20 protein-coding genes are annotated in these 22,000 nt (G+C 67.6%); 14 read left to right on the forward strand and 6 right to left on the reverse strand.

Annotated elements, in window-relative coordinates; all coding sequences use genetic code 11:
• The first annotated feature begins 159 nt into the window (after positions 1-159).
• The 5 genes from C1704_RS13450 to C1704_RS13470 all read left to right on the forward strand — a co-directional run bounded on the left by C1704_RS13450 (position 160) and on the right by C1704_RS13470 (position 4,562).
• Complete coding sequence (locus tag C1704_RS13450; protein WP_104303253.1) at positions 160-828, forward strand: Crp/Fnr family transcriptional regulator; 669 nt, start codon at positions 160-162, stop codon at positions 826-828.
• A gap of 91 nt (positions 829-919) precedes the next feature.
• Positions 920-3,316: a DNA translocase FtsK gene (locus C1704_RS17910; RefSeq protein WP_104303254.1), complete on the forward strand. Its 2,397-nt coding sequence runs from the start codon at positions 920-922 to the stop codon at positions 3,314-3,316.
• On the forward strand, positions 3,313-3,924 hold the full coding sequence (gene lolA / locus C1704_RS13460; RefSeq protein ID WP_104303255.1) for an outer membrane lipoprotein periplasmic chaperone LolA: 612 nt from the start codon (positions 3,313-3,315) through the stop codon (positions 3,922-3,924). Before C1704_RS17910 ends, lolA begins: the two co-directional genes overlap by 4 nt.
• A gap of 54 nt (positions 3,925-3,978) precedes the next feature.
• Entirely contained in the window at positions 3,979-4,233 is a 255-nt protein-coding gene (locus tag C1704_RS13465) for a type II toxin-antitoxin system ParD family antitoxin (RefSeq protein WP_104303256.1), read from the forward strand.
• A complete protein-coding gene (locus tag C1704_RS13470) occupies positions 4,230-4,562 on the forward strand; it encodes a type II toxin-antitoxin system RelE/ParE family toxin (protein ID WP_104303297.1) in 333 nt (110 codons plus the stop codon). The genes C1704_RS13465 and C1704_RS13470 overlap by 4 nt, the downstream gene beginning before the upstream one ends.
• A gap of 28 nt (positions 4,563-4,590) precedes the next feature.
• Here C1704_RS13470 and metG read toward each other — a convergent pair whose 3' ends face one another.
• Entirely contained in the window at positions 4,591-6,654 is a 2,064-nt protein-coding gene (gene metG / locus C1704_RS13475; protein ID WP_104303257.1) for a methionine--tRNA ligase, read from the reverse strand.
• Between the two features lie 150 nt (positions 6,655-6,804).
• Here metG and apbC point away from each other — a divergent pair, with 150 nt between their 5' ends.
• The 8 genes from apbC to sixA all read left to right on the forward strand — a co-directional run bounded on the left by apbC (position 6,805) and on the right by sixA (position 15,352).
• Positions 6,805-7,896: an iron-sulfur cluster carrier protein ApbC gene (gene apbC, locus C1704_RS13480; protein WP_104303258.1), complete on the forward strand. Its 1,092-nt coding sequence runs from the start codon at positions 6,805-6,807 to the stop codon at positions 7,894-7,896.
• 11 nt (positions 7,897-7,907) lie between these two features.
• Positions 7,908-8,423, forward strand: a complete 516-nt coding sequence (locus C1704_RS13485) for a DUF3305 domain-containing protein (RefSeq protein WP_104303259.1) — start codon at positions 7,908-7,910, stop codon at positions 8,421-8,423.
• Positions 8,416-9,030 (forward strand): DUF3306 domain-containing protein, encoded by a 615-nt coding sequence (locus tag C1704_RS13490; protein WP_104303260.1) that lies wholly within the window; start codon positions 8,416-8,418, stop codon positions 9,028-9,030. Before C1704_RS13485 ends, C1704_RS13490 begins: the two co-directional genes overlap by 8 nt.
• Positions 8,978-11,074, forward strand: a complete 2,097-nt coding sequence (locus tag C1704_RS13495) for a 4Fe-4S binding protein (protein WP_104303261.1) — start codon at positions 8,978-8,980, stop codon at positions 11,072-11,074. Before C1704_RS13490 ends, C1704_RS13495 begins: the two co-directional genes overlap by 53 nt.
• Positions 11,071-11,694, forward strand: coding sequence for a TorD/DmsD family molecular chaperone (locus C1704_RS13500; protein ID WP_104303262.1), 624 nt, complete (start codon positions 11,071-11,073; stop codon positions 11,692-11,694). Before C1704_RS13495 ends, C1704_RS13500 begins: the two co-directional genes overlap by 4 nt.
• Before the next feature lie 88 nt (positions 11,695-11,782).
• Complete coding sequence (locus C1704_RS13505; protein ID WP_104303263.1) at positions 11,783-12,676, forward strand: UDP-2,3-diacylglucosamine diphosphatase; 894 nt, start codon at positions 11,783-11,785, stop codon at positions 12,674-12,676.
• Between the two features lie 80 nt (positions 12,677-12,756).
• Positions 12,757-14,877, forward strand: a complete 2,121-nt coding sequence (gene ppk1 / locus C1704_RS13510; RefSeq protein ID WP_245876485.1) for a polyphosphate kinase 1 — start codon at positions 12,757-12,759, stop codon at positions 14,875-14,877.
• Positions 14,878-14,890: 13 nt separating this feature from the next.
• On the forward strand, positions 14,891-15,352 hold the full coding sequence (gene sixA / locus C1704_RS13515) for a phosphohistidine phosphatase SixA (RefSeq protein ID WP_104303264.1): 462 nt from the start codon (positions 14,891-14,893) through the stop codon (positions 15,350-15,352).
• A 6-nt stretch (positions 15,353-15,358) separates the two neighbouring features.
• Here the strand turns inward: sixA and ppx are convergent, their stop codons facing one another.
• Positions 15,359-16,930, reverse strand: a complete 1,572-nt coding sequence (ppx, locus tag C1704_RS13520) for an exopolyphosphatase (RefSeq protein WP_104303299.1) — start codon at positions 16,928-16,930, stop codon at positions 15,359-15,361.
• 164 nt (positions 16,931-17,094) lie between these two features.
• On the opposite strand from ppx, the gene C1704_RS13525 reads away from it, so the two are divergent.
• On the forward strand, positions 17,095-17,871 hold the full coding sequence (locus tag C1704_RS13525) for a ZIP family metal transporter (RefSeq protein ID WP_104303265.1): 777 nt from the start codon (positions 17,095-17,097) through the stop codon (positions 17,869-17,871).
• A gap of 14 nt (positions 17,872-17,885) precedes the next feature.
• On the opposite strand, the gene C1704_RS13530 is transcribed toward C1704_RS13525, so the two are convergent.
• From C1704_RS13530 to C1704_RS13545, 4 genes are all read right to left on the reverse strand, one after another.
• The gene (locus C1704_RS13530) at positions 17,886-18,320 is read right to left on the reverse strand and encodes a universal stress protein (RefSeq protein ID WP_104303266.1); all 435 of its coding nucleotides are present in this window, start codon (positions 18,318-18,320) and stop codon (positions 17,886-17,888) included.
• 105 nt (positions 18,321-18,425) lie between these two features.
• Positions 18,426-19,274: a sulfurtransferase gene (locus tag C1704_RS13535; protein ID WP_211286942.1), complete on the reverse strand. Its 849-nt coding sequence runs from the start codon at positions 19,272-19,274 to the stop codon at positions 18,426-18,428.
• A gap of 2 nt (positions 19,275-19,276) precedes the next feature.
• Positions 19,277-20,152, reverse strand: a complete 876-nt coding sequence (locus tag C1704_RS13540; RefSeq protein ID WP_104303300.1) for a DMT family transporter — start codon at positions 20,150-20,152, stop codon at positions 19,277-19,279.
• A gap of 14 nt (positions 20,153-20,166) precedes the next feature.
• Entirely contained in the window at positions 20,167-21,930 is a 1,764-nt protein-coding gene (locus C1704_RS13545) for an adenylate/guanylate cyclase domain-containing protein (RefSeq protein WP_104303268.1), read from the reverse strand.
• Positions 21,931-22,000 lie beyond the last annotated feature (70 nt).

Below are 22,000 nucleotides of genomic sequence, written 5' to 3' on the forward strand. Positions count from 1 at the left end.
AGATAACTCACGCTGAGCCCGGCAAGGATGCTGCGCAGATGGGGACAGGATGCATCGTCACAAGACGGATTGTAGGAAAGTGACCATCCGCATGCGCCGTCGGGGTTTGATGCGTGGACGCCACGAACCGACAACCGATACCTATCAAGGGGGCCCTCCATGGCGATGCTGTCCAACCTCGACCTGATCCGTCGTGTGCCGTTGTTCTCGATGCTGACCAGCAGCCAGGCGGAGCAGGTGGCCGAAGGCGTGGTCAAGCGGCGTTTCCGCCGCGGCGAGATCATCGTCGAACAGGGGCGCAAGTCCAACGCCCTGTTCATCCTGCTCACGGGGCGTGCGCGCGTGCTCACCGCCGATTCCCGCGGCCGCGAGGTCATCCTGGCCATGCTCCACCCGGGCGACTACGTCGGCGAGATGAGCCTGATCGACAACGAACCCCATTCGGCCACCGTTCGCGCCGAAGTCCAGACCGACGTCCTGGTGCTGGGCCGCACCGAATTCGCCCGCTGCCTGCCTGAGAACTCGAGTCTGTCCTACGCCATCATGCGCGGCCTCGTGGCCCGCCTGCGTGCAGCCGATCGCCAGATCGAGTCGCTGGCCCTGCTGGATGTGTACGGCCGCGTGGCGCGCACCCTGCTCGACATGGCCGAGGAGACCGGTGGCACGCTGCTGATCCGCAACAAGGTCTCCCGCCAGGATCTGGCCAAGATCGTGGGCGCCTCGCGCGAGATGGTCAGCCGCGTGATGAAGGATCTCGAGGAGCGCCACTACGTCGAGACCCAGCCGGACGGTTCGGTCATCATCAAGGAGCCGCTGGTCACCGCGTGAGCCTGCCGGCGCAAGGCGCCGAATGTGAGCAGTTGTTGCCGCACCCGGGGAGTTCTCACGGGGCGGAGCCGGCTTGATTCACAATCCGGGCATGGCTTTTCCCCTTGGTTCCCTGGGCGGCGATGCCGCCGCCGAAGAGGCCGCGGCGCCTGCGCCGGCACGCGCCGCGCCATACAAGCGCGGAGCACGCAACGCCGCGCCACCGCCGCCTCCCTCCTCACCGCGCTGGCGCACCCAGGTGGGGGTGCTGCTCGGCGCCATGGGCCTGGCGCTGTTGCTGCTGGCCCTGCTGACCCATTCGGCGGGTGACGCCGCCTGGTCCACCTCGGGCGATGGCACCCCGCTGCACAACAAGGCAGGTGTGCTGGGGGCCTGGGTGTCCGACCTGCTCTACTACTTCTTCGGTTTCTCCGCGTGGTGGCTGGTGCTGGTGGCCGTGCGTGGCTGGCTGGGCGCGCTGGCGCGCCTGTTGCGCAGCGGCCAGGGAGGGGCGCCGGCCGCAGGGCCTGAGTCGGCGGCCCTGCCGACCTGGGTGTTCTGGGCGGGGCTGGCGGTGCTGATCGGGGCGAGCGCGAGCCTGGAGTGGACGCGGCTCTATGCCCTGGAGTCTCACCTGCCCGGCCATGCCGGCGGGGTGCTCGGCTATGGCCTGGGCACGCTGAGTGTCAGGTGGCTGGGCTTCGTGGGCTCAGGGGTGTTCTGGATCGCGCTGCTGGTGATGGGCTTTTCGCTGGCCTTCCGCTTCTCCTGGTTGCGCACCGCCGAACGTCTGGGCGCCTGGATCGATGGCTGGCGTTTGCGCCGGGAAGAGGCCCGCGAGCGCAAGGAAGACCGGCGCCTGGGCGAGCGCGCCAAGCGCGAGCGTGAGGCCGACGTGGAGGTCGAGCGCCAGGTCATCGTCGAGCATGCGCCCATCCTGATCGAGCCCACGGTGCCGGAGCTGCCGAAGTCCGCCCGGGTGGTGAAGGAGCGCCAGAAGCCGCTTTTCACCGAGCTGGCCGACACCAAGCTGCCGCAGGTGGACTTGCTCGATGCTGACCCGGGCCGGCAGGAGACGGTCACGCCCGAAACCCTGGAGATGACCTCGCGCCTGATCGAGAAGAAGCTGAAAGACTTCGGCGTCGAGGTGCGCGTGGTGGTGGCCTCGCCCGGCCCGGTGATCACGCGCTACGAGATCGAGCCGGCCACGGGGGTGAAAGGTTCCCAGATTGTCAATCTCGCCAAGGACCTGGCGCGTTCGCTCAGCCTGGTGAGCATCCGCGTGGTGGAGACCATCCCGGGCAAGAACCTGATGGCCTTGGAACTGCCCAATGCGCGGCGCCAGAGCATCCGTCTGGCCGAGATCCTGGGCTCGCAGGCCTACAACGATGCGCATTCCATGCTCACCCTCGGCCTGGGCAAGGACATCGTGGGCGGCCCGGTGGTGGCCGACCTCGCCAAGATGCCCCACTTGCTGGTGGCCGGTACCACCGGTTCGGGCAAGTCGGTGGGCATCAACGCGATGATCCTGTCGCTGCTGTACAAGGCCGAGGCCCGCGACGTGCGCCTCATCCTCATCGACCCCAAGATGCTGGAGATGGCCATGTACGAGGGCATCCCGCACCTGCTGGCGCCGGTGGTGACCGACATGAAGCAGGCCGCCAACGCGCTCAACTGGTGTGTCGGCGAGATGGAGCGCCGCTACAAGGTGATGAGCAAGCTGGGCGTGCGCAACCTGGCGGGCTACAACAAGAAGATCGCCGAAGCCGCCGAGCGCGAGGAGAAGATCCCCAACCCCTTCAGCCTCACGCCGGAGGACCCCGAGCCGCTCGAGCGCATGCCCTACATCGTGGTGGTCATCGACGAACTGGCCGATCTGATGATGGTGGTGGGCAAGAAGATCGAGGAGCTGATCGCCCGCCTGGCACAGAAGGCGCGGGCGGCCGGCATCCACCTCATCCTGGCCACCCAGCGGCCCAGCGTGGACGTGATCACTGGCCTGATCAAGGCCAACATTCCCACGCGCATCGCCTTTCAGGTGAGCAGCAAGATCGACAGCCGCACCATCCTCGACCAGATGGGCGCGGAGGCCCTGCTGGGCCAGGGCGACATGCTCTACCTGGCGCCGGGGACTGGGTTGCCGGTGCGGGTGCACGGCGCCTTCGTCAGCGACGATGAGGTGCATCGCGTGGTCGAGTACCTCAAGAGCCAGGGCGAACCCAACTACATCGAAGGCATCCTCGAAGGCGGCGTGCTCGATGGGGAAGGCGGCGGCGAAGGTGGCGCCGCGGGCGAGGGCGATGGCGAGGCCGACCCGATGTACGACCAGGCCGTGGCCGTCGTGCTGCAGCATCGGCGCGCGTCGATCTCCCTCGTTCAAAGACATTTACGCATCGGATACAACCGCGCTGCCCGCCTGCTGGAACAAATGGAGCGTTCGGGCGTCGTATCCAGCATGGCCACGAATGGCAGCCGCGACGTCCTCGTGCCCGCGGCCCGCGACGAATGAAACGACTGATCCTGACCGCGCTGCTGGGCGCCGCTCTTGCTTCCCCGGCCTGGGCCGATGCCGTGGCCAGCCTGCGCCAGTTCGTGCAGGAGGTGAAGAGCGGCCGCGCCACCTTCACCCAGACCGTGAGTTCACCAGACGGGGCGCGCAAGCGCAGCACCGAAGGGCGTTTCGAATTCGTGCGTCCCAACCGCTTCCGCTTCGACTACGCCCCACCCATGGCCCAGCACATCGTCGCCGACGGGCAGAAGGTGTGGCTGCACGACCCCGACCTCGACCAGGTGACGGTACGTGCGATGGGCGATGCTCTGGGCGCCACGCCGGCGGCCCTGCTGGCGGGTGGCTCGCTGGACAAGGATTTCACCCTCAAGGCGTTGCCCGATCGCGACGGCCTGCAATGGGCGGAGGCCCTGCCCAAGGCGCGCGACAGCCAGTTCCAGGCGGTGCGCGTGGGGTTCAGGGGCAAGGATCTGGCCGCCCTCGAGATCGTCGACAGCTTCGGCCAGGTCTCGGTGCTGTCGATGCGTCAGTTCGAGGCCAACGTGAGCCTCGCGCCGGAGCGCTTCCGCTTCACGCCGCCCCCGGGGGCGGATGTGCTGGAGCAGTAGGAGCGGGCGGCCACGATTCTTGCCAAATTTTGGCAAAAGACCTAGTCTTGCGGCATGAGCACGATGAACATCTCACTGCCGGAGGCGCTGAAGGCCTTCGTTGACGAACAGGTCGCTCAACGGGGCTACGGCACCAGCAGCGAATACGTGCGCGAACTGATCCGCAGGGATCAGGATCGCCAGCGGTTGCGCGAGCTTCTGTTGGCCGGGGCTGCTTCCGAGCCCACGGCCGTGGCTGATGAGGCCTATTTCCAGAGCTTGCGTGAGCGGGTTCGCCAAGCTGGCGCATCCGGTTGTGGCCTCAGGTGACGGGCAAGCCCGTGGTTCTGCGCGCATTGGCGCAGCAGGACGTGGAAGAGGCGGTGGCGTTCTACCTTGGTGAAGGGGCAGACCATGCCGCTGTCGGCTTCATTGATGCCCTGGAGCAGGCGTATGCGCAGATCGGACGCCATCCGGCGATCGGCTCGCCGCGGTATGCCCACGAGCTGGATCTGCCGGAGTTGCGCTCGTGGCCCTTGAGAGGCTATCCCTACCTCGTCTTCTATGTCGAGGGCGAGAAACACGTCGACGTCTGGCGCGTCCTGCACGGGCGGCGCGATATCGCTGCCTGGATGCAGCAGGGGCTGGAAACCCCATGAAGTCTCATGGGCAGAACAGAGGGGCAGCTTACCTGACGCGCATGCCGGGCTGAGCCCCCGGCCAGGGCTCCAGCACGTAGATGCCGGGCTGCGCCTTCTCGTCGGCATGCGAGGCCGCCAGCACCATGCCTTCGCTCACACCGAACTTCATCTTGCGCGGCGCGAGGTTGGCCACCATCACGGTGAGCTTACCCACCAGGTCTTCCGGCTGGTAGGCCGACTTGATGCCGCTGAAGACGTTGCGCGTCCGGCCTTCACCCACGTCCAGCGTGAGGCGCAGCAGCTTGTCGGAACCGTCCACATGCTCGCAGGCCACGATCTTGGCGATGCGCAGGTCGATCTTGGCGAAGTCGTCGATGCCGATGGTGGGGGCGAGGTCTTCGCCACCGGGCTTGGGCGCTTCGACCACCGGCGGCTCGAACAGGGCGTCGAGCAGCTTGGGGTCGACGCGCTGCATCAGGTGCTGATAGGTGCCGATCGTGTGGGCACCGAGTGTGCGATCGGCGTCGGCAAACTGCAGCGGCTCGACCTTCAGGAAGGTCTCGACCTGCGCGGCCAGGGCCGGCAGCACCGGCTTGAGGTAGATCGTGAGCAGGCGGAAGGCCTCGATGCACACGGAGCAGACCTCGTGGAGGCGGGCATCCATGCCCTGCTGCTTGGCCAGCTCCCAGGGCTTGTTCTGGTCCACGTATTCGTTCACACGATCGGCCAGCAGCATGATCTCTCGCAGCGCCTTGCCGTATTCCCGGTCTTCGTAGAGGCGCGCCACCTCGGCACGACCGCCGCGCAGTGCCTGCAGCAGGGCCTGACCGTCTGCACCGATGTCGGCGCCGAGACGACCCTGGAATCGCTTGGCGATGAACCCGGCCGCCCGGCTGGCAATGTTGATGTACTTCCCCACCAGGTCGCTGTTCACCCGCGCCACGAAATCGTCGGGGTTGAAGTCCACGTCCTCGACGCGCGCATTGAGCTTGGCGGCGATGTAGTAGCGCAGCCATTCGGGATTCATGCCCAGCGAGAGGTACTTCAGCGGGTCGATGCCAGTGCCGCGGCTCTTGCTCATCTTCTCGCCGCTGACGGTGATGAAGCCGTGCACGAAGACGTTGGTGGGCACCTTTCGCCCGCTGAAATGCAGCATGGCGGGCCAGAACAGGGTGTGGAAGTAGGTGATGTCCTTGCCGATGAAGTGGTACTGCTCCACCGCCGGATCGGCGATGAATTCCTCGAACGATCGGGTTTCGCCGTACTTCGCCCTGGGGCCGCCATTGTCGAAGTAGCTCTTGAGCGAGGCCAGATAGCCCACCGGGGCATCGAGCCACACGTAGAAGTACTTGCCGGGCGCATCGGGGATCTCGATGCCGAAATAGGGGGCATCGCGGGAGATGTCCCAGTCCGACAGCCCACCGTGACCGTTCTCGTCGGTGGTGAACCACTCCTTGATCTTGTTGGCCACTTCGCTTTGCAGCTTGCCATCCTGCGTCCACTGCTGCAGGAAGTCGATGCAGCGCTGAGAGGAGAGCTGGAAGAAGTGGTGCTCGCTGGTCTTCATCACCGGCGTGGCGCCGGTGAGCGTGGAGTAGGGATTCTTCAGCTCGGTGGGGGCATAGACGGCGCCACACACCTCGCAGGAGTCGCCGTACTGGTCTTTCGCGCCGCACTTGGGGCATTCGCCCTTGATGTAGCGGTCGGGCAGGAACATGTTCTTCACCGGGTCGAAGAACTGCTCGATGTCGCGCGTGAAGATGAGGCCGTTCTTGCGCAGGGCGCGGTAGATGTCCTGGGCGAGCTCGGTGTTCTCGGGGCTGTCGGTGGAATGCCAGTGATCGAAGCTGATGTGGAAGCCGTCGAGGTATTCCTTGCGGCCCGCGGCAATCTCGGCCACGAAGGCCTGCGGCGTCTTCCCGGCCTTTTCGGCGGCGATCATGATGGGCGCGCCATGGGCGTCATCGGCGCCGACGAAGTGCACCTGGTGGCCCTGCATGCGCTGGAAGCGCACCCAGATGTCGGCCTGGATGTATTCCATGATGTGGCCGATGTGGAACTTGCCGTTGGCGTAAGGCAGGGCGGTGGTGACGAAGAGCTGGCGGGTCATCGTGGGCGCGGCGCCGCGTGTGCGAACGCAACTGGGGGTAAACCCCGGATTCTAGGCCGGGAGCGGGCGCTTTGGCCCCTTGCGACAACTTGTCCTGCGCCCCTGCGCTAGACTGAACTCCAGTCCCAATTCCTCCTTTTCCTGCTCCCCATGGCCCCCACCGAACAAGCGCTGCAAGACGCCCTCAAGACCGTTGCCGACCCCCACACGGGGCGGGACTTCGTGACTTCCAAGGCTCTGAAGAACCTGCGGGTGGACGGGGGGGACGTCAGCTTCGACGTGGAACTGGGCTACCCCGCCAAAAGCCTGGCGCCGGGCCTGCGCAAGCAGCTCATCGCTGCGGCACGCACGGTGCCGGGGGTGGAGAATGTCAGCGCCAACATCACCACCCGCATCATCGCGCACGCAGTGCAGCGTGGCGTGCAGCTGCTGCCCAAGGTGAAGAACATCATCGCCGTGGCCTCGGGCAAGGGCGGCGTGGGCAAGAGCACCACCACCGTCAACCTGGCCCTGGCGCTGGCCGCGGAAGGCGCCAGCGTGGGCATCCTGGATGCCGACATCTACGGCCCCAGCCAGCCCACGATGATGGGCATCGAAGGCCGCCCGGAAAGCGTCGATGGCCAGACCATGGAGCCGCTGGAGAACTACGGCGTGCAGGTCATCTCCATCGGCTTCCTGATCGAACCCGACAACCCCATGATCTGGCGCGGCCCCATGGCCACCCAGGCGCTGGAGCAGCTGCTGCGTCAGACCAACTGGCGTGAGCTCGACTATCTGCTGGTCGACATGCCGCCGGGTACCGGTGACATCCAGCTCACGCTCAGCCAGCGCGTGCCGCTGACAGGGGCGGTGATCGTCACCACGCCGCAGGACATCGCCCTGCTCGACGCCCGCAAGGGCCTGAAGATGTTCGAGAAGGTGGGCGTGCCCATCCTGGGCATCGTCGAGAACATGGCGGTGCATGTGTGCCCCAACTGTGGCCATACGGAACATATCTTCGGTGCCGATGGTGGTCGCAGGATGGCTGCGGAGTACGGTGTGGACTATCTGGGCGCCTTGCCACTGAACCTGTCGATCCGCGAGCAGGCCGATGCCGGCCGCCCGACGGTGGTGAGCGAGCCCGATGGTGAGATTGCCCGTCTGTACGCCGACGTGGCGCGCAAGGTGGCGGTGAAGATCGCCGAGAAGGCCAAGGACTATTCGGCCAAGTTCCCGACGATCTCGATCTCCAAGAACACCTGAGAGAGCCGGCCATGACTGCCACTGCCTCCCAGCCCCTGCGCGTGGACGTCGCGGTGGTGATGGAGCGTGAACGCGCCCCCAACGCCTGGGAGGACTGGCGCTTTCGCATCGTCGAGGTCGTGCCTCAGGAGCCGGCCTTTGGCGACGCTGCCCGCCTCATGGTGGACGACGGCCGGGTGTCGCGCTGGCTGCATCCGGGCTTGGTGGTCGAATTGTTCCGGGATGAAGCCGAGGGCTACCACCTGAACCTGAGTTCGGGGCGGCCGGTGTGGTTCGTGATGTGGCGCCAGGAGTCCGGCGACCCACCGAAGGCGTGGCCGGAGGCGGTCAGTCTGTCCTACAACGAGGCCGGCCGGTGGCTGGACGCCCAGGAGCGGGTGGACAACGTGCCCCTGGATCCGGTGGTCGCGCAGTGGCTGCAGGCCTACACCGACGAGCACTACCGCCCCGAGCCGAAGAAGCGCCAGCGCCCGGCCTCTTTCCTGGCGCCGGGGCAGCGGGAGCCGGAGGGAGGCCGCCGTGGCTGAGGAAGGGTTCCTCTCACGCTGGTCCCGGCGCAAGGCCGCTCAGGCGCCGTCCGAGCCGGCACCGCAGGGCGTGCCTGCGCCGTCGCCGCTCGCCCCCGCCCCGCAGGCCGAGGGTGCTGCCGTCCCCCCGACGCCGACGGAACCTTCCTCGCCGCCGCCCACCCTGGAGGATGTCAAAAGGCTGACGCCCTCGACCTCCGACTTCTCGCGTTTCGTGGCGCCGGATGTGGACGAGTCGGTCAAGCGTGCGGCGCTGAAGACGCTGTTCAGCGATCCCCATTTCAACCGCATGGACGGGCTCGATGTCTACATCGAGGACTACACACAATTCACGCCCGTCCCCACGAGCGTGCTGCGAAGGATGGTCCAGTCCGAAGCGCTGGGCCTGTGGCGCGAGGAGCGTGCGCCCCAAGTGCCTTCCGAGACTCGGCGCGATGGCCCGGCGGCCCCCCCAACCCCGCAATCGAACGATTTCCCCACGCAGCCACCCGCCGATGAAGCGGGGGCGCCACCTCCCCACGATGAAAACCCTGATCTGCAATTGCAACCGGACGATGCCGCTGGACGAGACGGCCCTGGGCCGGGCTCTGAGCCAGGCGGGCGCTGACGCCGACCTGTCGTCCCACACGGTGCTGTGCCGGCGTGAGGCCGGGGCCTTTCAGCGTGCCGCAAAGAGCGGCGACGACCTGCTCGTGGCCTGCACGCAGGAAAGCCGGCTCTTCCTGGCACTGAACGACGAGACGGAAGGCGCGCAGCCGGTCACTGAACGGCCGATCCGCTTCGTCAACATCCGCGAGACCGGCGGCTGGTCACGCGACGCGAAGCAGGCCACGCCCAAGCTGGCAGCGCTCATTGCTGCGGCGCAGCTGCCCGACCCTGAGCCCGTGCCCACGGTGAGCTATGCCAGCGCCGGGCGCTGTCTCGTGGTGGGGCCGGCGGATGCAGCCCAGCGTGCAGCCGGCCTGCTGGCCGATACGCTGGACGTGACGGTGCTGGCCGAGGGCCGCAGCGGGGCACTGTCGCAGCGCCGCGCCCAGGCCCAGCACACGGGGCGCCTCACGAGACTGCAGGGCTGGCTGGGCAGCTTCGAGGCCGAATGGACGAGCGACAACCCGATCGACCTCGATCTGTGCACGCGCTGCAATGCCTGCATCGAAGCCTGCCCGGAAGGCGCGATCGACTTCAGCTACCAGGTGAACCTGGACCTGTGCCGCTCGCATCGCGATTGCGTGCGGGTCTGCGAAGCCGCGGGCGCGATCGACTTCCAGCGCGAGCCGCAGGCTGTCACCGAGCGTTTCGACCTCGTCCTCGACCTGGGCGATACCCCGCGCTTCACGATGCACCAGCCGCCCCAGGGCTATGTGCATGCGGGCCGGGACGAAGCGCGTGTGCTGCAGGCGGTGCTCACGCTCAAGGACCTGGTGGGCGAGTTCGAGAAGCCCAAGTTCTTCCAGTACAAGCGCAAGCTCTGCGCTCACAGCCGTAACGAGCAGGTCGGCTGCAAGGCCTGTGTCGAGGTCTGTTCGGCGCGCGCCATCCGGTCGGAGGCCGACAGCAGTGGCGGCATCTTCGTCGAGCCTCACCTGTGCGTGGGCTGCGGCGCCTGCACGACGGTGTGCCCCAGCGGGGCACTGGCCTATGCCTACCCCAACACGGTCGACCAGGGGCGGCGGCTGCGCACGCTGGTGGCGAGCCACGTGAAGGCCGGTGGCAAGGCGCCGGCCCTGTTGCTGCACAGCGAAGGCGCGGGCGCCCGGATGATCGAGGATCTGGGGCGCGCGGCGCGGGTGGATGCCGCAGTCCACGGTGTGCCTGCGCGTGTGCTACCCGTGGCGCTGTGGCATACCGCGAGCGTGGGCCTGGACCTGTGGCTGGCGGCCATCGCCTACGGTGCCGCCAATGTGTGGGTGCTGCTGACTGACGAGGAAGCGCCCGAATACCGGACGGCCTTGGGCGAACAGGTGGCGGTGGCCAATGCGATCCTGAACGGACTGGGCTACGCGGGCACGCCCGTGGCACTGATCGAGGTGCGCGACGCGCGCGATCTGCCGGCCCTGGACCAGGCGCTGCGGGCACCGGCGGCTCAGACGGTGCGCCAGCCGGCGGCTTTTGCCACCCAGTCCGACAAGCGGGCCACGCTCGATCTGGCCATTGACCACCTGCTGGCGCAGGCCCCCCAGGCCAGCGACGAGATCGTGCTGCCCAAGGCGGGCGCTCCCTTCGGCGCGGTCGTGGTCGACTCGGACAAGTGCACGCTCTGTCTGAGTTGTGTCGGCGCTTGCCCCGAGAGTGCGCTGGCGGACAATCCGGACCGTCCGCAGCTCAGGTTCGTCGAGAAGAACTGTGTGCAGTGCGGGCTGTGCGAGACCACCTGCCCCGAAGGGGCCATCACGCTGCAGCCGCGCCTGTGGCTGTCGGGTGCCGGCCAGGCGCGCAAGCAGGCGCGGGTGCTTCATGAAGTCGAGCCCTACCACTGCGTGCGCTGCGGCAAGCCTTTCGGCACGCTCAAGGCGGTCGAGCTGATGATGGGCAAGCTTGCCGGGCATGCGGCTTTCCAGGGCGCAGCGCTCGAGCGGCTGCGCATGTGCGGTGACTGCCGCGTCATCGACCTGTACAGCCAGCCCAATGAAGTGAGGATCACCGACCTATGAATGCCCAGGCCATGGCTTTTTCCACGCCGGACGACGCCGAGGAACTGGCGCGGGCCGAAATGTACGGCGTGCTCTCGCGGCTCTATGTGGCTGCGCCCGATGAGGCGTTGCTGCGCCAGTTCGCCGTCGCCGTGACTGAGGCGCCTGCCGAAGGCGCGTTCCTCCAGGGCCCGTGGGAGGCCTTGGTGGCCGCGATGCGCGGCACCACCGCGCAGGCTGCCGCAGACGAATACGATGCGCTTTTCCAGGGGATCGGCAAGCCCGAGGTGTTTCTCTATGGTTCCTACTACCTGGCCGGCTTCCTGAACGAGAAACCGCTGGCGGCGTTGCGCAGCGATCTGGCGGGCCTCGGTCTTGCGCGGGACGAATCGCGCGGCGAGACCGAGGACCATGTGGCCTACGTGTTCGAGGTGATGCGCTACCTGATCGCCGGGGACGACGTGGCGGTGTGCAATCTCGAGCAGCAGCGACGTTTCTTCCGCGCGCACGTCCAGTCCTGGGTCGAGGCCATGTGCGATGCACTGGTCGCCCACCCACGGGCGGATCTCTACCGTGCGGTGGCGGAACTCACCCGCGCGTTCGTCCAGGTGGAGGCGCAGGGTTTCGACATGATCGAGTAGCGCCTCTCGGTGGGTGCTTCATCAAAACGTCATCCCCCTGACGTGTCCATGTCATGCCGGCCGGGCAGCATGGGAACTCATGCGATGGATGCCCCCCACCGACTTCTTCCAGCCTCCGGTTGCTGCTGCAGCGCCAGGCGCTCATCCGCCGGCGGATCCTGACGCGGCACTCGCCGGCGGGTCGCCGGCACCGTTGAAGCTGCGTACGATCTTCATCTCGGACATCCACCTGGGGACGCCGGGCTGCCAGGCCGCCGCCTTGCTGGACTTCCTGCGTTCGGTGGAGTGCGAGACGCTCTTCCTGGTGGGAGACATCATCGATGGATGGCAGTTGCGGCGAAGCTGGTACTGGCCTCAAGCCCACAACGACGTGGTTCAGAAGCTGCTGCGCAAGGCCCGCAAGGGCACGCGCGTCATCTTCATCCCAGGCAACCATGACGAGTTTGCCCGACGCTATGTCGAACACAACTTCGGTGGCGTGGATGTGGCCGAGGACTGGGTGCATGTCACGGCCGACGGTCGCCGCCTGTGGGTGACCCATGGCGACCTCTTCGACGGCGTCATCCAGTGCGCAAAGTGGCTGGCCTACGTGGGGGACTCCCTGTACGAGTTCACCCTCAGGCTCAATCGCCACTTCAACTCTCTGCGCGCGCGTCTGGGGCTGCCCTATTGGTCGCTGTCGAGATACCTCAAGCTCAAGGTCAAGCGGGCGGTGAGCTACGTGAGCGACTTCGAGGAGGCGCTCGCACGCGAGGCGCGCAAGCGGGGGGTGGACGGCGTGGTGTGTGGGCACATCCACCACGCCGAGCTGCGGGACATTGACGGCATGCTCTACGCCAACGACGGCGATTGGGTCGAAAGCCTCACGGCCCTGGTCGAGCACCCGGACGGCCGGCTGGAGATCCTGGACTGGGCAGCCCGCCTGCGCGCCGAGAAGGCACTCAAGCCCCAGGGGCGGGTCGCTGCGGGCGTGCCCGCCTGAACCGGCCAGGGGTGCCGGTGAGGGGGCGCAAGGCCCTGGGGTGTCGTCACCTTGTCACACGCCGGTCATATACTGAAATCATGAGTTCGGACTTTGCCCCTGTCCTGCCGCTGGAGCGCCCCTCCTCGGCAGCGCCCCTTCCTTCGACGGTGGTCGGCAGCCTCAAGCTGCTCAACCGCGAGCGCGCGATTCTGGAGTTCAACGGCCGTGTGCTGGCGCAGGCGCAACGCCCCGACGTGCCGTTGCTCGAACGCCTGCGCTACATCTGCATCGTGTCGTCCAACCTCGACGAGTTCTTCGAGGTGCGCTTCGGTGACTACCTGGAAGCGGCCCGGCGACCCGGAGGCGGGGTGTCCGAGACCGATCTCGCCGAGGTGGCCGCAGCCGCCCACGAGCTCATCGACCGGCAGTATGCGGTGTTCAACCAGGAAGTGATGCCGGCGCTCAAACGCGAGGGCATCCTCATCCTGAACCATGCGGAGCGCAATGACGCTCAGCGCCGCTGGGTGGACCGCTTCTTTCAGCGTCAGGTCCGACCGCTGCTCGTGCCGCTGGGGCTGGATCCAGCCCACCCCTTTCCGCAGGTGGCGAACAAGTCACTGAACTTCATCGTGAAGCTCGGAGGCAAGGATGCCTTCGGCCGGGACAACACGATTGCCATCGTCAAGGTGCCGCGCGTGCTGCCGCGGGTGATCCGGCTGCCCGAAGACCTGACCGATGGTCAGCAGGTCTTCGTGCTCCTGTCCAGTGTGATTCGCGCCCACCTGGAAGAGCTGTTCCCGGGTCGAACGGTCGAAGCCTTCTCGCAGTTTCGCGTCACGCGCGATTCCGACCTCGCCGTGGACGAGGAGGACGTGACCAACCTGCGCCAGGCCCTGCGCTCCTCGCTCACCACACGTCACTTCGGTCAGGCCATCCGCCTGGAGGTGGTGAGCACTTGCCCCCCGGACCTCTGGGGTTTCCTGTTGCGGCAGTTCGGGCTGCCTGAAGCGGCGCTGTACCGGGTGGACGGGCCGGTGAATCTGGTGCGGCTCAACCAGCTCATCGACCAGGCCGATGCTCCCCATCTGCGCTTTCCCCCGTTCGAGCCGGCATGGCCGCGGAGCCTGCCGCGCCAGATGTCCATCTTCGAGCGACTCAAGCGGGGTGACGTGCTGATGCACCACCCTTTCGAGTCCTTTGAGCCGGTGGTGCAGTTCCTGCGGGAAGCCGTGCACGACCCGGATGTGCTGGCGATCAAGCAGACCATCTACCGTACGGGCAGTGAGTCGGTACTGATGGACCTGCTGCTCGAGGCCGCCCGGCGTGGCAAGGAAGTCATGGCGGTGGTCGAGCTCAAGGCACGTTTCGACGAAGAGGCCAACATCAATTGGGCCGAACGGCTGGAAGCCGTCGGAGCTCAGGTGGTGTACGGCATCGTGGGCCTGAAGACACACGCCAAGCTGCTGCTGGTCACGCGCCGTGAAGAGGGCTCGCGGGGCCCTGTCCTGCGCCGCTACGCCCACCTGTCCACCGGCAACTACAACCCCAAGACGGCACGCCTGTACACCGACGTGGGTTGCCTCACGGCGGATGCGGAGCTCACGGCCGACGCCGACGTGGTCTTCCAGCAGCTCGCGAGCCTGACGCGCGTGCGCACGCCTCGTCACCTCTTGATGGCGCCTTTCAGCCTGCACAAGCAGATGCTGCGGCACATCGAGCAGGTGGCCGAGGCGGCCAGGGCCGGCGAGCCTGCGCGCATCGTGCTCAAGCTCAATGCGCTCACGGACATCCCGCTGATCGAAGCCTTGATCCTCGCCTCGCAAGCCGGCGCCAGCATCGACCTCGTGGTGCGCGGCGCCTGCATGCTGCCGCCGGGGGTGCCCGGCCACACCGAGCGGATCCGCGTGCGCTCCGTGGTGGGTCGCTTCCTGGAGCACACGAGGTTGCTGTACTTCCGCTGGGGCAAGGCGGATGAGCAGGAGGTGCTCTACCTCTCCAGTGCCGACTGGATGAGCCGCAACATGTTCCGCCGCATCGAGGTGGCCTGGCCGGTGCGCGATGTGGCGCTGCGTCAGCGCCTCATCGACGAATGCCTGGTGCCCTATCTGCAGGATCGCTGTGATGCCTGGATCCAGCAGAGCGATGGCCGCTACGAACGTGTGGGTCATGACGGACCCAGCGCGCAGCAGGCTCTGATGGCACGCTACGCTCAGGCCTGACCCCGGGGCAGTGATGGACCTGATCCTCTGGCGCCATGCCGAAGCGGCGGTGGCCCGTGCGGGGCAGGACGACCTCGAACGCGCGCTGACACCCAAAGGAGAGCGTCAGGCTGCCCGCATGGCAGAGTGGCTCAACCAGCGGCTGGCCCAGTCCACCCGCGTGCTCGTGAGCCCGGCCGTTCGCACCCAGCAGACCGCTCAGGCCCTGGGGCGTCCTTACCGCACGGTGCCAGCCCTGGCGCCCTGCGCCGACGTGGAAGACCTGCTCCAGGCAGCACGCTGGCCGGATGCCAGCGAACCGGTCCTGATCGTCGGCCACCAGCCGACGCTGGGTCGCGTGGCGGCCCTCCTGCTGGCGGGCACCGATCAGGCTTGGTCGGTCAAGAAGGGGGCGGTGTGGTGGCTGCGCCAGCGCGAGCGGGACCACGGCAACCCGGTGGTTCTGCAAGCAGTCCAGTCGGTGGATTGCCTCTGAAGGAGGTCAGGTCCGGGTGCGCAGGCTGAGACGGAAGATCTCGCTGCGTTCCCAGATGGCCTGTTCCTCTCGCAGCAGATAGAGCGTGCGTGGATGCGCCTCGGCCCAGGAGGACTCCATGGACAGCACCACTGTCCGGCCATGACGACTGGCCGTGAGTGCGCTCAGCGTCGGCAGGTTGCGGGCATGGCACAGGATCACCGCCAGTCGCAGGCACATCACCTGCAAGGCGAAGGTTTCCTCGCGCAATTGCTCGTCGAGTTTGCGCAGTCCGCCCCGTTGCCCCATGACCATGTCGGCCAGGCGGCGCTGCTGCGACTGCGAGAAGCCCGGCGCATCCACGTGGCCGAGCAGGTAGGCGCTGTGGCGGTGATGGTCGTGGTGCGACACCATCATGCCCATCTCGTGCAAGGCACAAGCCCAGTCGAGTTCGCGCTGGGCCTCCAGCTGCGCCTGCGGGGCCAGGCTGGCATGCAGGTTGCGCGCCACGGTCTGCACACGCTCGGCCTGCACCCGGTCGATGCCGAAGCGCAACTGCATCTGCAGGACCGAGTCGTCGCGCATGTCGTGAGGGTGCTCGCTGTCCAGGCTGCCATGCAGGCGGTCCTGGAGATCGAAGATCACGCCCTGGCGCAAGGCACCCCGGGCAGGCTGCAGCGCCACGATACCGAAATGCGTGGCCAGCGTATAGAGGATGGACAGGCCCCCACCCAGCACCGCCTTGCGATCTTCCTTGAGCCCGGGCAGGTCCAGCCGCTCTGCACGGCCCGCACGCAGGCAGCGCTCCATGCACCAGCGCAGGCCCTCGGGCGTGATCGTGCCGTCGCTCACACCGTTGGCCACGAGCAGCTGAGAGACTGCGCCCACGGTGCCGGACGAGCCCAACGCTTCCTGCCAGCGGCTGGGGGCGAAGGTCTCCAGCGCCTCCTCCAGCTCGGCGCCGGCCGCGACCTGGGCGCGCCGGAAGGCGGTTTCCGTGTAGCGGCCATCGCCGAAGAAGCGCAGTGACAGGCTCACGCTGCCGATCTGGAAGGATTCGGCCTGCAAGGGGGTGCGGCCCTCACCCAGGATCATTTCAGTCGAGCGCCCGCCGATGTCCACCACGAGCCGCCGACCGTCGCCCGGCGGCATCAGCCGCGCCACCCCGACGTAGATCAGGCGGGCTTCCTCGCGGCCGGAGATCACCTCGATGGGATGGCCCAGCACCGTTTCGGCTCGCCGCAGGAACGCGTTGCGGTTGCGTGCCTCGCGCAAGGTCTGGGTGGCGACGGCGCGCACCTGGCCCGGACGGAAGCTGCGCAGACGCTCTGCGAAGCGCGCCAGGCAGGCCAGGCCACGCAGCGCCGCCTCCTCGGTGAGCATGCCCTCGGCGTCCAGACCGCCTCCCAGGCGCACGGTTTCCTTGATGTAGTCCAGCCGGCGGTATTGGCCGCGGTCGATCTGGCCGATCTCCAGCCGGAAGCTGTTCGAGCCCATGTCGATGGCCGCGAGCAGCGCGCCGGCCTCCGCCGAGGCTGGGGTGGGCGCAGGGGGGGACGATGCGGCCGTGCGGGTGGAAGGGGGCGGGGAGGCGGTCATGGCCTCCATTCTCTGCGCAAACCGAGGGTTTCTGGCGCGCCTGCAACTGTGCGCCGGGCTGCAATCCGGTGCCCGCTTGACATGATTGATAAGATCAAGCCTGCATCCATGCGGATGGAAGGGCCTGCGGGCCCTTCTTTGCTGATGTCCACGCCCTCGCCCTCATGACGCTCACCTACATCGTTCTGGCCACCTTCCTTGGGGGGCTCCTGTCGGTCGTGATTGCGGCCAGTCTCACGGTGACGGTGCTGAGCAAGGTGGTGCGCAGCCTGGTCAGCCTGTCAGCCGGCGTGCTGCTGGGCACCGCACTCATCCATCTTCTGCCCGAGGCCTTCGAGAGTTCTGCCGGCGCACACGAACTCTTCCTCACGCTGTTGGGCGGCCTGCTGTTCTTCTTCCTGCTGGAAAAGGCCGAGCTTTACCGCCACGGCCACCACCACGAGGGCGATGGCGACCATCACCATCATGGTTTCGACCACGAGCAGGCCGGCCGGGGCGGATGGACGGTGCTCGTGGGCGACAGCATCCACAACTTCTGTGACGGCGTGATCATCGCCGGCGCCTTCCTAGTGGATGCCCGGCTGGGGGTGGTGACGGCCCTGGCCATCATCGCCCATGAGATTCCCCAGGAGGTGGGTGACTACATCGTGCTGCTCAATGCCGGGTTCTCGCGGTCCAAGGCACTGCTCTTCAATGCCCTGTCAGGCCTTGCGGCCGTGCTGGGCGGGGTGGTCGGCTACTTCGTCGTGCGGCCCTGGGAAGACCTCTTTCCCTACCTGCTGGTGGTGGCCTCATCGAGCTTCATCTACGTGGCCGTGGCCGACCTCATCCCCCAGCTGCAGCGGCGGCTCTCGTTGCGGGAAACCCTGTCGCAACTGCTGTGGCTCGCCGCCGGCCTGGGGCTCATTCTCGTCCTGGTGGAGCAGTTCCACGGGCACTGAGCCCCATGCGGCTGTCAGCGCACCACCAGCACCGGCACGGTGCTGTGTGTGAGCACGCGGTTCGTTTCGCTGCCCAGGAGCAGCGCCTGCACGCCGCGACGGCCGTGGGAGGCCATCACGATCAGATCGACCTGGTGCTGCTTGGCGTAGTCCACGATGGCTTCCCACACGCTGACCGACTCCACGGTGTGCCCGGTGCAGGCCACCCCCTGCGCTGCGCACGCGTCCTTCACGGCTGACACGTTCTTGGCCGCCACCCGTTCCTGTGCATCCAGGAACTCCTGCGGCAGCGTGGGCTGCATCTCTGACATCGCGCTGTAGGGGTAGGGGTCCTTGACGCTGAGCGTGAAGACCTCGGCGCCAAACTGTTTCGCCAGCGTCACCGCCGTGGCCACGGCCCGCTGGGTGATTTCGGAGCCGTCCGTCGGAACGAGGATGCGCTTGTACATGGTGACCTCCTGTCAGTGATGAATGTGCTCATCTTGCGCGCCAGGCGCCAGACCATGTTGATGCAAATCAAGCGTCGGGGCAAGCCCCGGGCGGATGCGGCCGATTCAGCCCTGGGCCACCGGCCGGGTCGGGTCGGCGCACCATTCGCTCCACGATCCCGGGTACAGCGCAGCCCCCGCCAGGCCGGCGGCCTCCATGGCCAGGAGGTTGTGGCAGGCGGTGACGCCGGAGCCGCATTGGTGGACGACGGTGTCGGGCGCAGCGCCTTGCATCAAGGTCAGGAAGTCGGCTCGAAGGGCTTCGGCCGGACGGAAGCGGCTGTCCGGGCCGAGGTTGTGCTGGAAGAAGCGGTTGAGGGCCCCCGGAATGTGGCCGGCCACCGGATCCAGTGGTTCCACGTCTCCGCGGTAGCGCTCGGGCGCGCGGGCATCGAGGATGCGCTGGGTGGGCGAGCCCAGCTCGCGCAGCACGGCATCGGCGTCGCGCATGGCCACCCGGGAGGCTCCCGGGGCATAGGCCACGGCCGCAGGCGGACGCACCGGGCCCTCCTGCACCGGGCCTCCAATGGCCTGCCAGGCGCCCAGGCCGCCATCGAGCACCGCCACGGCCTCGTGCCCCAGCCAGCGCAGCATCCACCAGCAGCGCGCGGCATAGGGGGCGCCCTGGCGGTCATAGACCACCACGGGGGTGTCGGGGCCGATGCCGAGGGCGCCGACGCGCTGCGCAAAGACCTCGCGTGTGGGCAGGGGGTGGCGGCCGTTGCGGCCGGTCTTGGCACCGCTGAGGTCCCGGTCCAGGTGCAGGTAGTGCGCTCCGGGCAGATGGGCTTGCAGGTAGGAGGCTTCGCCAGCGGCCGGGTTGGCCAGGTCGAAGCTCACGTCGATGAGCACGGGGGGCGTCGGGCCGGCCAGCGCGGCCTGCAGCGCCTCGGCCGAGATCAGCGGGGTGGTCAGGATCATGATTCGGTGCTCGTGGTGTTGGGCGGCACGCTGGGCGCCGTCTTGCTGCGCAGGAAGGTGGCGGCGATGCCGGCCGCCACGATGAGGATCATGCCGGCGACGGCCATCCATGTCACCGGGTCGCGGAAGAGCAGCACGCCATAGAGGAAGGCAAACACGATGCCCAGGTACTGCAGGCTGGCGTTGACCAGGGTCTTCCCGGTCGCGTAGGCGCGTGTCATGAGCAACTGGGCCACGGTGGCGAGCACGCCCACCGCCAGCAGGAGCGCCACGCCCTGGAGCGTGTGCGGGTTGGCGCCGCCGGCGAGCATCGTGAGGGCCCCAGCCACGACCCCACCGAGCGAGAAGTAGAACACCACGCGGTATTCGGGCTCGCCGATGCGGCCCAGGGCGGTCACCTGCAGATAGGCAGTGGCCGAGAGCATGCCCGAGATCAGGCCGACCAGACCGTGCCAGAGCTGGTTGTCGTCGATGGTGGGGCGCAGAATCAGGGCCACGCCGGCAAAGCCCGCGAGCACGGTGGCAATGAGCCGGCCGTCGATGCGGGCCCCGCCCATGATGATGGCCCCGCCCAGCAGGAAGAGTGCCATCCACACCGAGGACATGTAGTTCAGCGTCATGGCGGTGGCCAGCGGCAGGCCGCCGATGGCGTAGAACCAAAGGCTCAGGGCCAGCACGCCGCTGAGGCTGCGCCAGAAGTGCATGGCGGGTACTGGGGTGCGCAGCGAACCGCCGCGGCGCCACACCATGAAGCCGATGGTGACCGCGCCGACGATGCCACGATAGAACACGATCTCGCCGCTGCTGTAGAACTCGGAGGCGTACTTCACGCACACCCCCATGGTGGCGAACAGCAGGGAGGACAGAACCATCAGGGTGGAGGCGCTCACAGGACTTCTTCTTCGGGACGCAGGAGGTGAACGGGAGGCTCGGGCAGCGCGGCGTTGGCGGGCAGACCCCACACCAAGATTTCGCTGTCGCGCCCTTTGATCGTGCGGGCTCCGAGCGGGCGCAGGCACTCTCGCAAGGGGGGTGGCAGCAGGTCGTGGGTCGCCTGGTTGACGAAGGCGACCATGCCGGGTTCCTCTTTGGCCAGGCCCTCGATGCGCGCGGCGATGTTCACGGTGTCGCCGATCACAGTGTAGATGCACCGCTCGGGCGAGCCGATCTGCCCGGCCAGGGCTGCGCCGCTGGCCAGGCCGATCCCGATGGACAGCGGGGCCGCACCGTAGCTGGCCCGTTCGGTGTTGAACTCGGCCAGCGCCTGCTGCATGGCGGCGGCCGCATACAGCGCCCGTTCGACCCGGTGCGGATCCGGGGTGGGGGCACCGAAGACCACCACCATCGCGTCGCCCATGTAGTTGTTCACATAGCCGCCGAATCGCTGCACGGCATGGGTCATGCGGGTGAAGTGTTCGTTGAGCGTGAGCACCACGTCGCGGGGCTTGAGCCCTTCGCACAGCTGGGTGAAGCCGCGGATGTCGGAAAAGAGCACGGTGACATCGACCTCATGGCCCCCAAGGATCAGCTCGCCTTGCACCAGCTGGTCGCGCACCTCGGGCGACACCAGCCGCCCGAAGACGTCGCGCTCCCGCTCCCGCTGCTCCAGCTCCCGGCTCATGTGATTGAACGACTGGGCGAGCAGCCCCAGTTCGTCGTCGCGCTCGAGCTGGACGTGTGCATTGAGGTAGTGTCCCCGCAGGATGGCGCGCGCGGAGCGGGCGACCTCCCGGATGGCCCGGGCCAGAGAACGGGCAAAACGCCAGGCCAGCCAGGCGCTGAGCAGCGAGATGGCCAGCACCACGGCGCCGAATCGCAGCAGCTCGGCGTAGACCAGGGAGCGGTAGGCATCCAGCGAGGCCTGCACTTCCACGTGCCAGCCGCTGGTGTCGATGGGGGACGAAGCCACCAGTGGGGCGGCGTCGCGCCCGGCGGAGGGCAGGGCTTCGAGCACCGGCAGCGGCAGGATCTCGACAGGCCCCGAGGCCACGCGGCGTACGAGGGACAGAGGCCGGCCTTCAGGGTCGCGCAGCAGGGCGCGGACCTCGCCGGCATCCTGCGCCGGCAGCTCCAGGGCCCGGGCCATGGCGTTGGCAGAGAGTCCGACGCTGACCCAGCCCGCGCCCCCGGGAACCTCGGCCCACACATCCACGCTGCCGCTGCCGTTGCGGGCGAGCCAGAGGGGCCCGCCAACCTGAGGGACCCTGCGGTGCTGCGTGTCGCTGCTGGCCCGAGGCGGATGGCTTTGCACGATGCGGCCCTGTGGGTCGAGCAGTTCGACCTGATCCACCTCCGGGAAGCTGCGCACCAGCACCAGCCATTCGCCGCCCAGCGCGTCGATCTGTGTCTGGGGTTCCATGGCAGCGTGGTCGTCACGAGACTGCAGGCGCAGGGCCACCTGGGCCGTGGGGGCGGCCGCGATCATGCCGGCCAGACGTTCCGCCGAGACCATCAGCTGCCCGACCCGACCGGCCAGCAAGGTGGCCGTCTGACGTGTGCGCAGGTCCTGCTCGTCGCGCAGCCGCTGGGCACCTTCGGTGAGGGTGAGCAGCCCGGCAATCACCAGCGGGACCACGGCGAACAGCAGCACCGACACCGGCAGGGTGCGGCTCAGCGAGCGTCGTTGGGTGTCGGCGGGGATGGGGGTCACGTCGATCGGGCGGGGGAGACGAGTGGCATTGTGCGACACCCGGAAACAAAACACCCGGCCGAGGCCGGGT

This window comes from Caldimonas caldifontis (genome assembly GCF_002930615.1).
GTDB lineage: Bacteria > Pseudomonadota > Gammaproteobacteria > Burkholderiales > Burkholderiaceae_C > Caldimonas > Caldimonas caldifontis.

Bases quoted from the DNA above. Each gene is read 5' to 3' on its own strand.
- C1704_RS17910 (WP_104303254.1), top strand. From the start codon at position 920: ATGGCTTTTCCCCTTGGTTCCCTGGGCGGCGATGCCGCCGCCGAAGAG.
- metG (WP_104303257.1), bottom strand. From the start codon at position 6,654: ATGACCCGCCAGCTCTTCGTCACCACCGCCCTGCCTTACGCCAACGGC.
- C1704_RS13465 (WP_104303256.1), top strand. From the start codon at position 3,979: ATGAGCACGATGAACATCTCACTGCCGGAGGCGCTGAAGGCCTTCGTT.
- C1704_RS13540 (WP_104303300.1), bottom strand. From the start codon at position 20,152: ATGGTTCTGTCCTCCCTGCTGTTCGCCACCATGGGGGTGTGCGTGAAG.
- C1704_RS13525 (WP_104303265.1), top strand. From the start codon at position 17,095: ATGACGCTCACCTACATCGTTCTGGCCACCTTCCTTGGGGGGCTCCTG.
- C1704_RS13495 (WP_104303261.1), top strand. From the start codon at position 8,978: ATGCCGCTGGACGAGACGGCCCTGGGCCGGGCTCTGAGCCAGGCGGGC.
- apbC (WP_104303258.1), top strand. From the start codon at position 6,805: ATGGCCCCCACCGAACAAGCGCTGCAAGACGCCCTCAAGACCGTTGCC.
- C1704_RS13530 (WP_104303266.1), bottom strand. From the start codon at position 18,320: ATGTACAAGCGCATCCTCGTTCCGACGGACGGCTCCGAAATCACCCAG.
- ppk1 (WP_245876485.1), top strand. From the start codon at position 12,757: ATGAGTTCGGACTTTGCCCCTGTCCTGCCGCTGGAGCGCCCCTCCTCG.
- sixA (WP_104303264.1), top strand. From the start codon at position 14,891: ATGGACCTGATCCTCTGGCGCCATGCCGAAGCGGCGGTGGCCCGTGCG.
- C1704_RS13505 (WP_104303263.1), top strand. From the start codon at position 11,783: ATGCCCCCCACCGACTTCTTCCAGCCTCCGGTTGCTGCTGCAGCGCCA.
- C1704_RS13450 (WP_104303253.1), top strand. From the start codon at position 160: ATGGCGATGCTGTCCAACCTCGACCTGATCCGTCGTGTGCCGTTGTTC.
- C1704_RS13485 (WP_104303259.1), top strand. From the start codon at position 7,908: ATGACTGCCACTGCCTCCCAGCCCCTGCGCGTGGACGTCGCGGTGGTG.
- lolA (WP_104303255.1), top strand. From the start codon at position 3,313: ATGAAACGACTGATCCTGACCGCGCTGCTGGGCGCCGCTCTTGCTTCC.
- C1704_RS13500 (WP_104303262.1), top strand. From the start codon at position 11,071: ATGAATGCCCAGGCCATGGCTTTTTCCACGCCGGACGACGCCGAGGAA.
- ppx (WP_104303299.1), bottom strand. From the start codon at position 16,930: ATGACCGCCTCCCCGCCCCCTTCCACCCGCACGGCCGCATCGTCCCCC.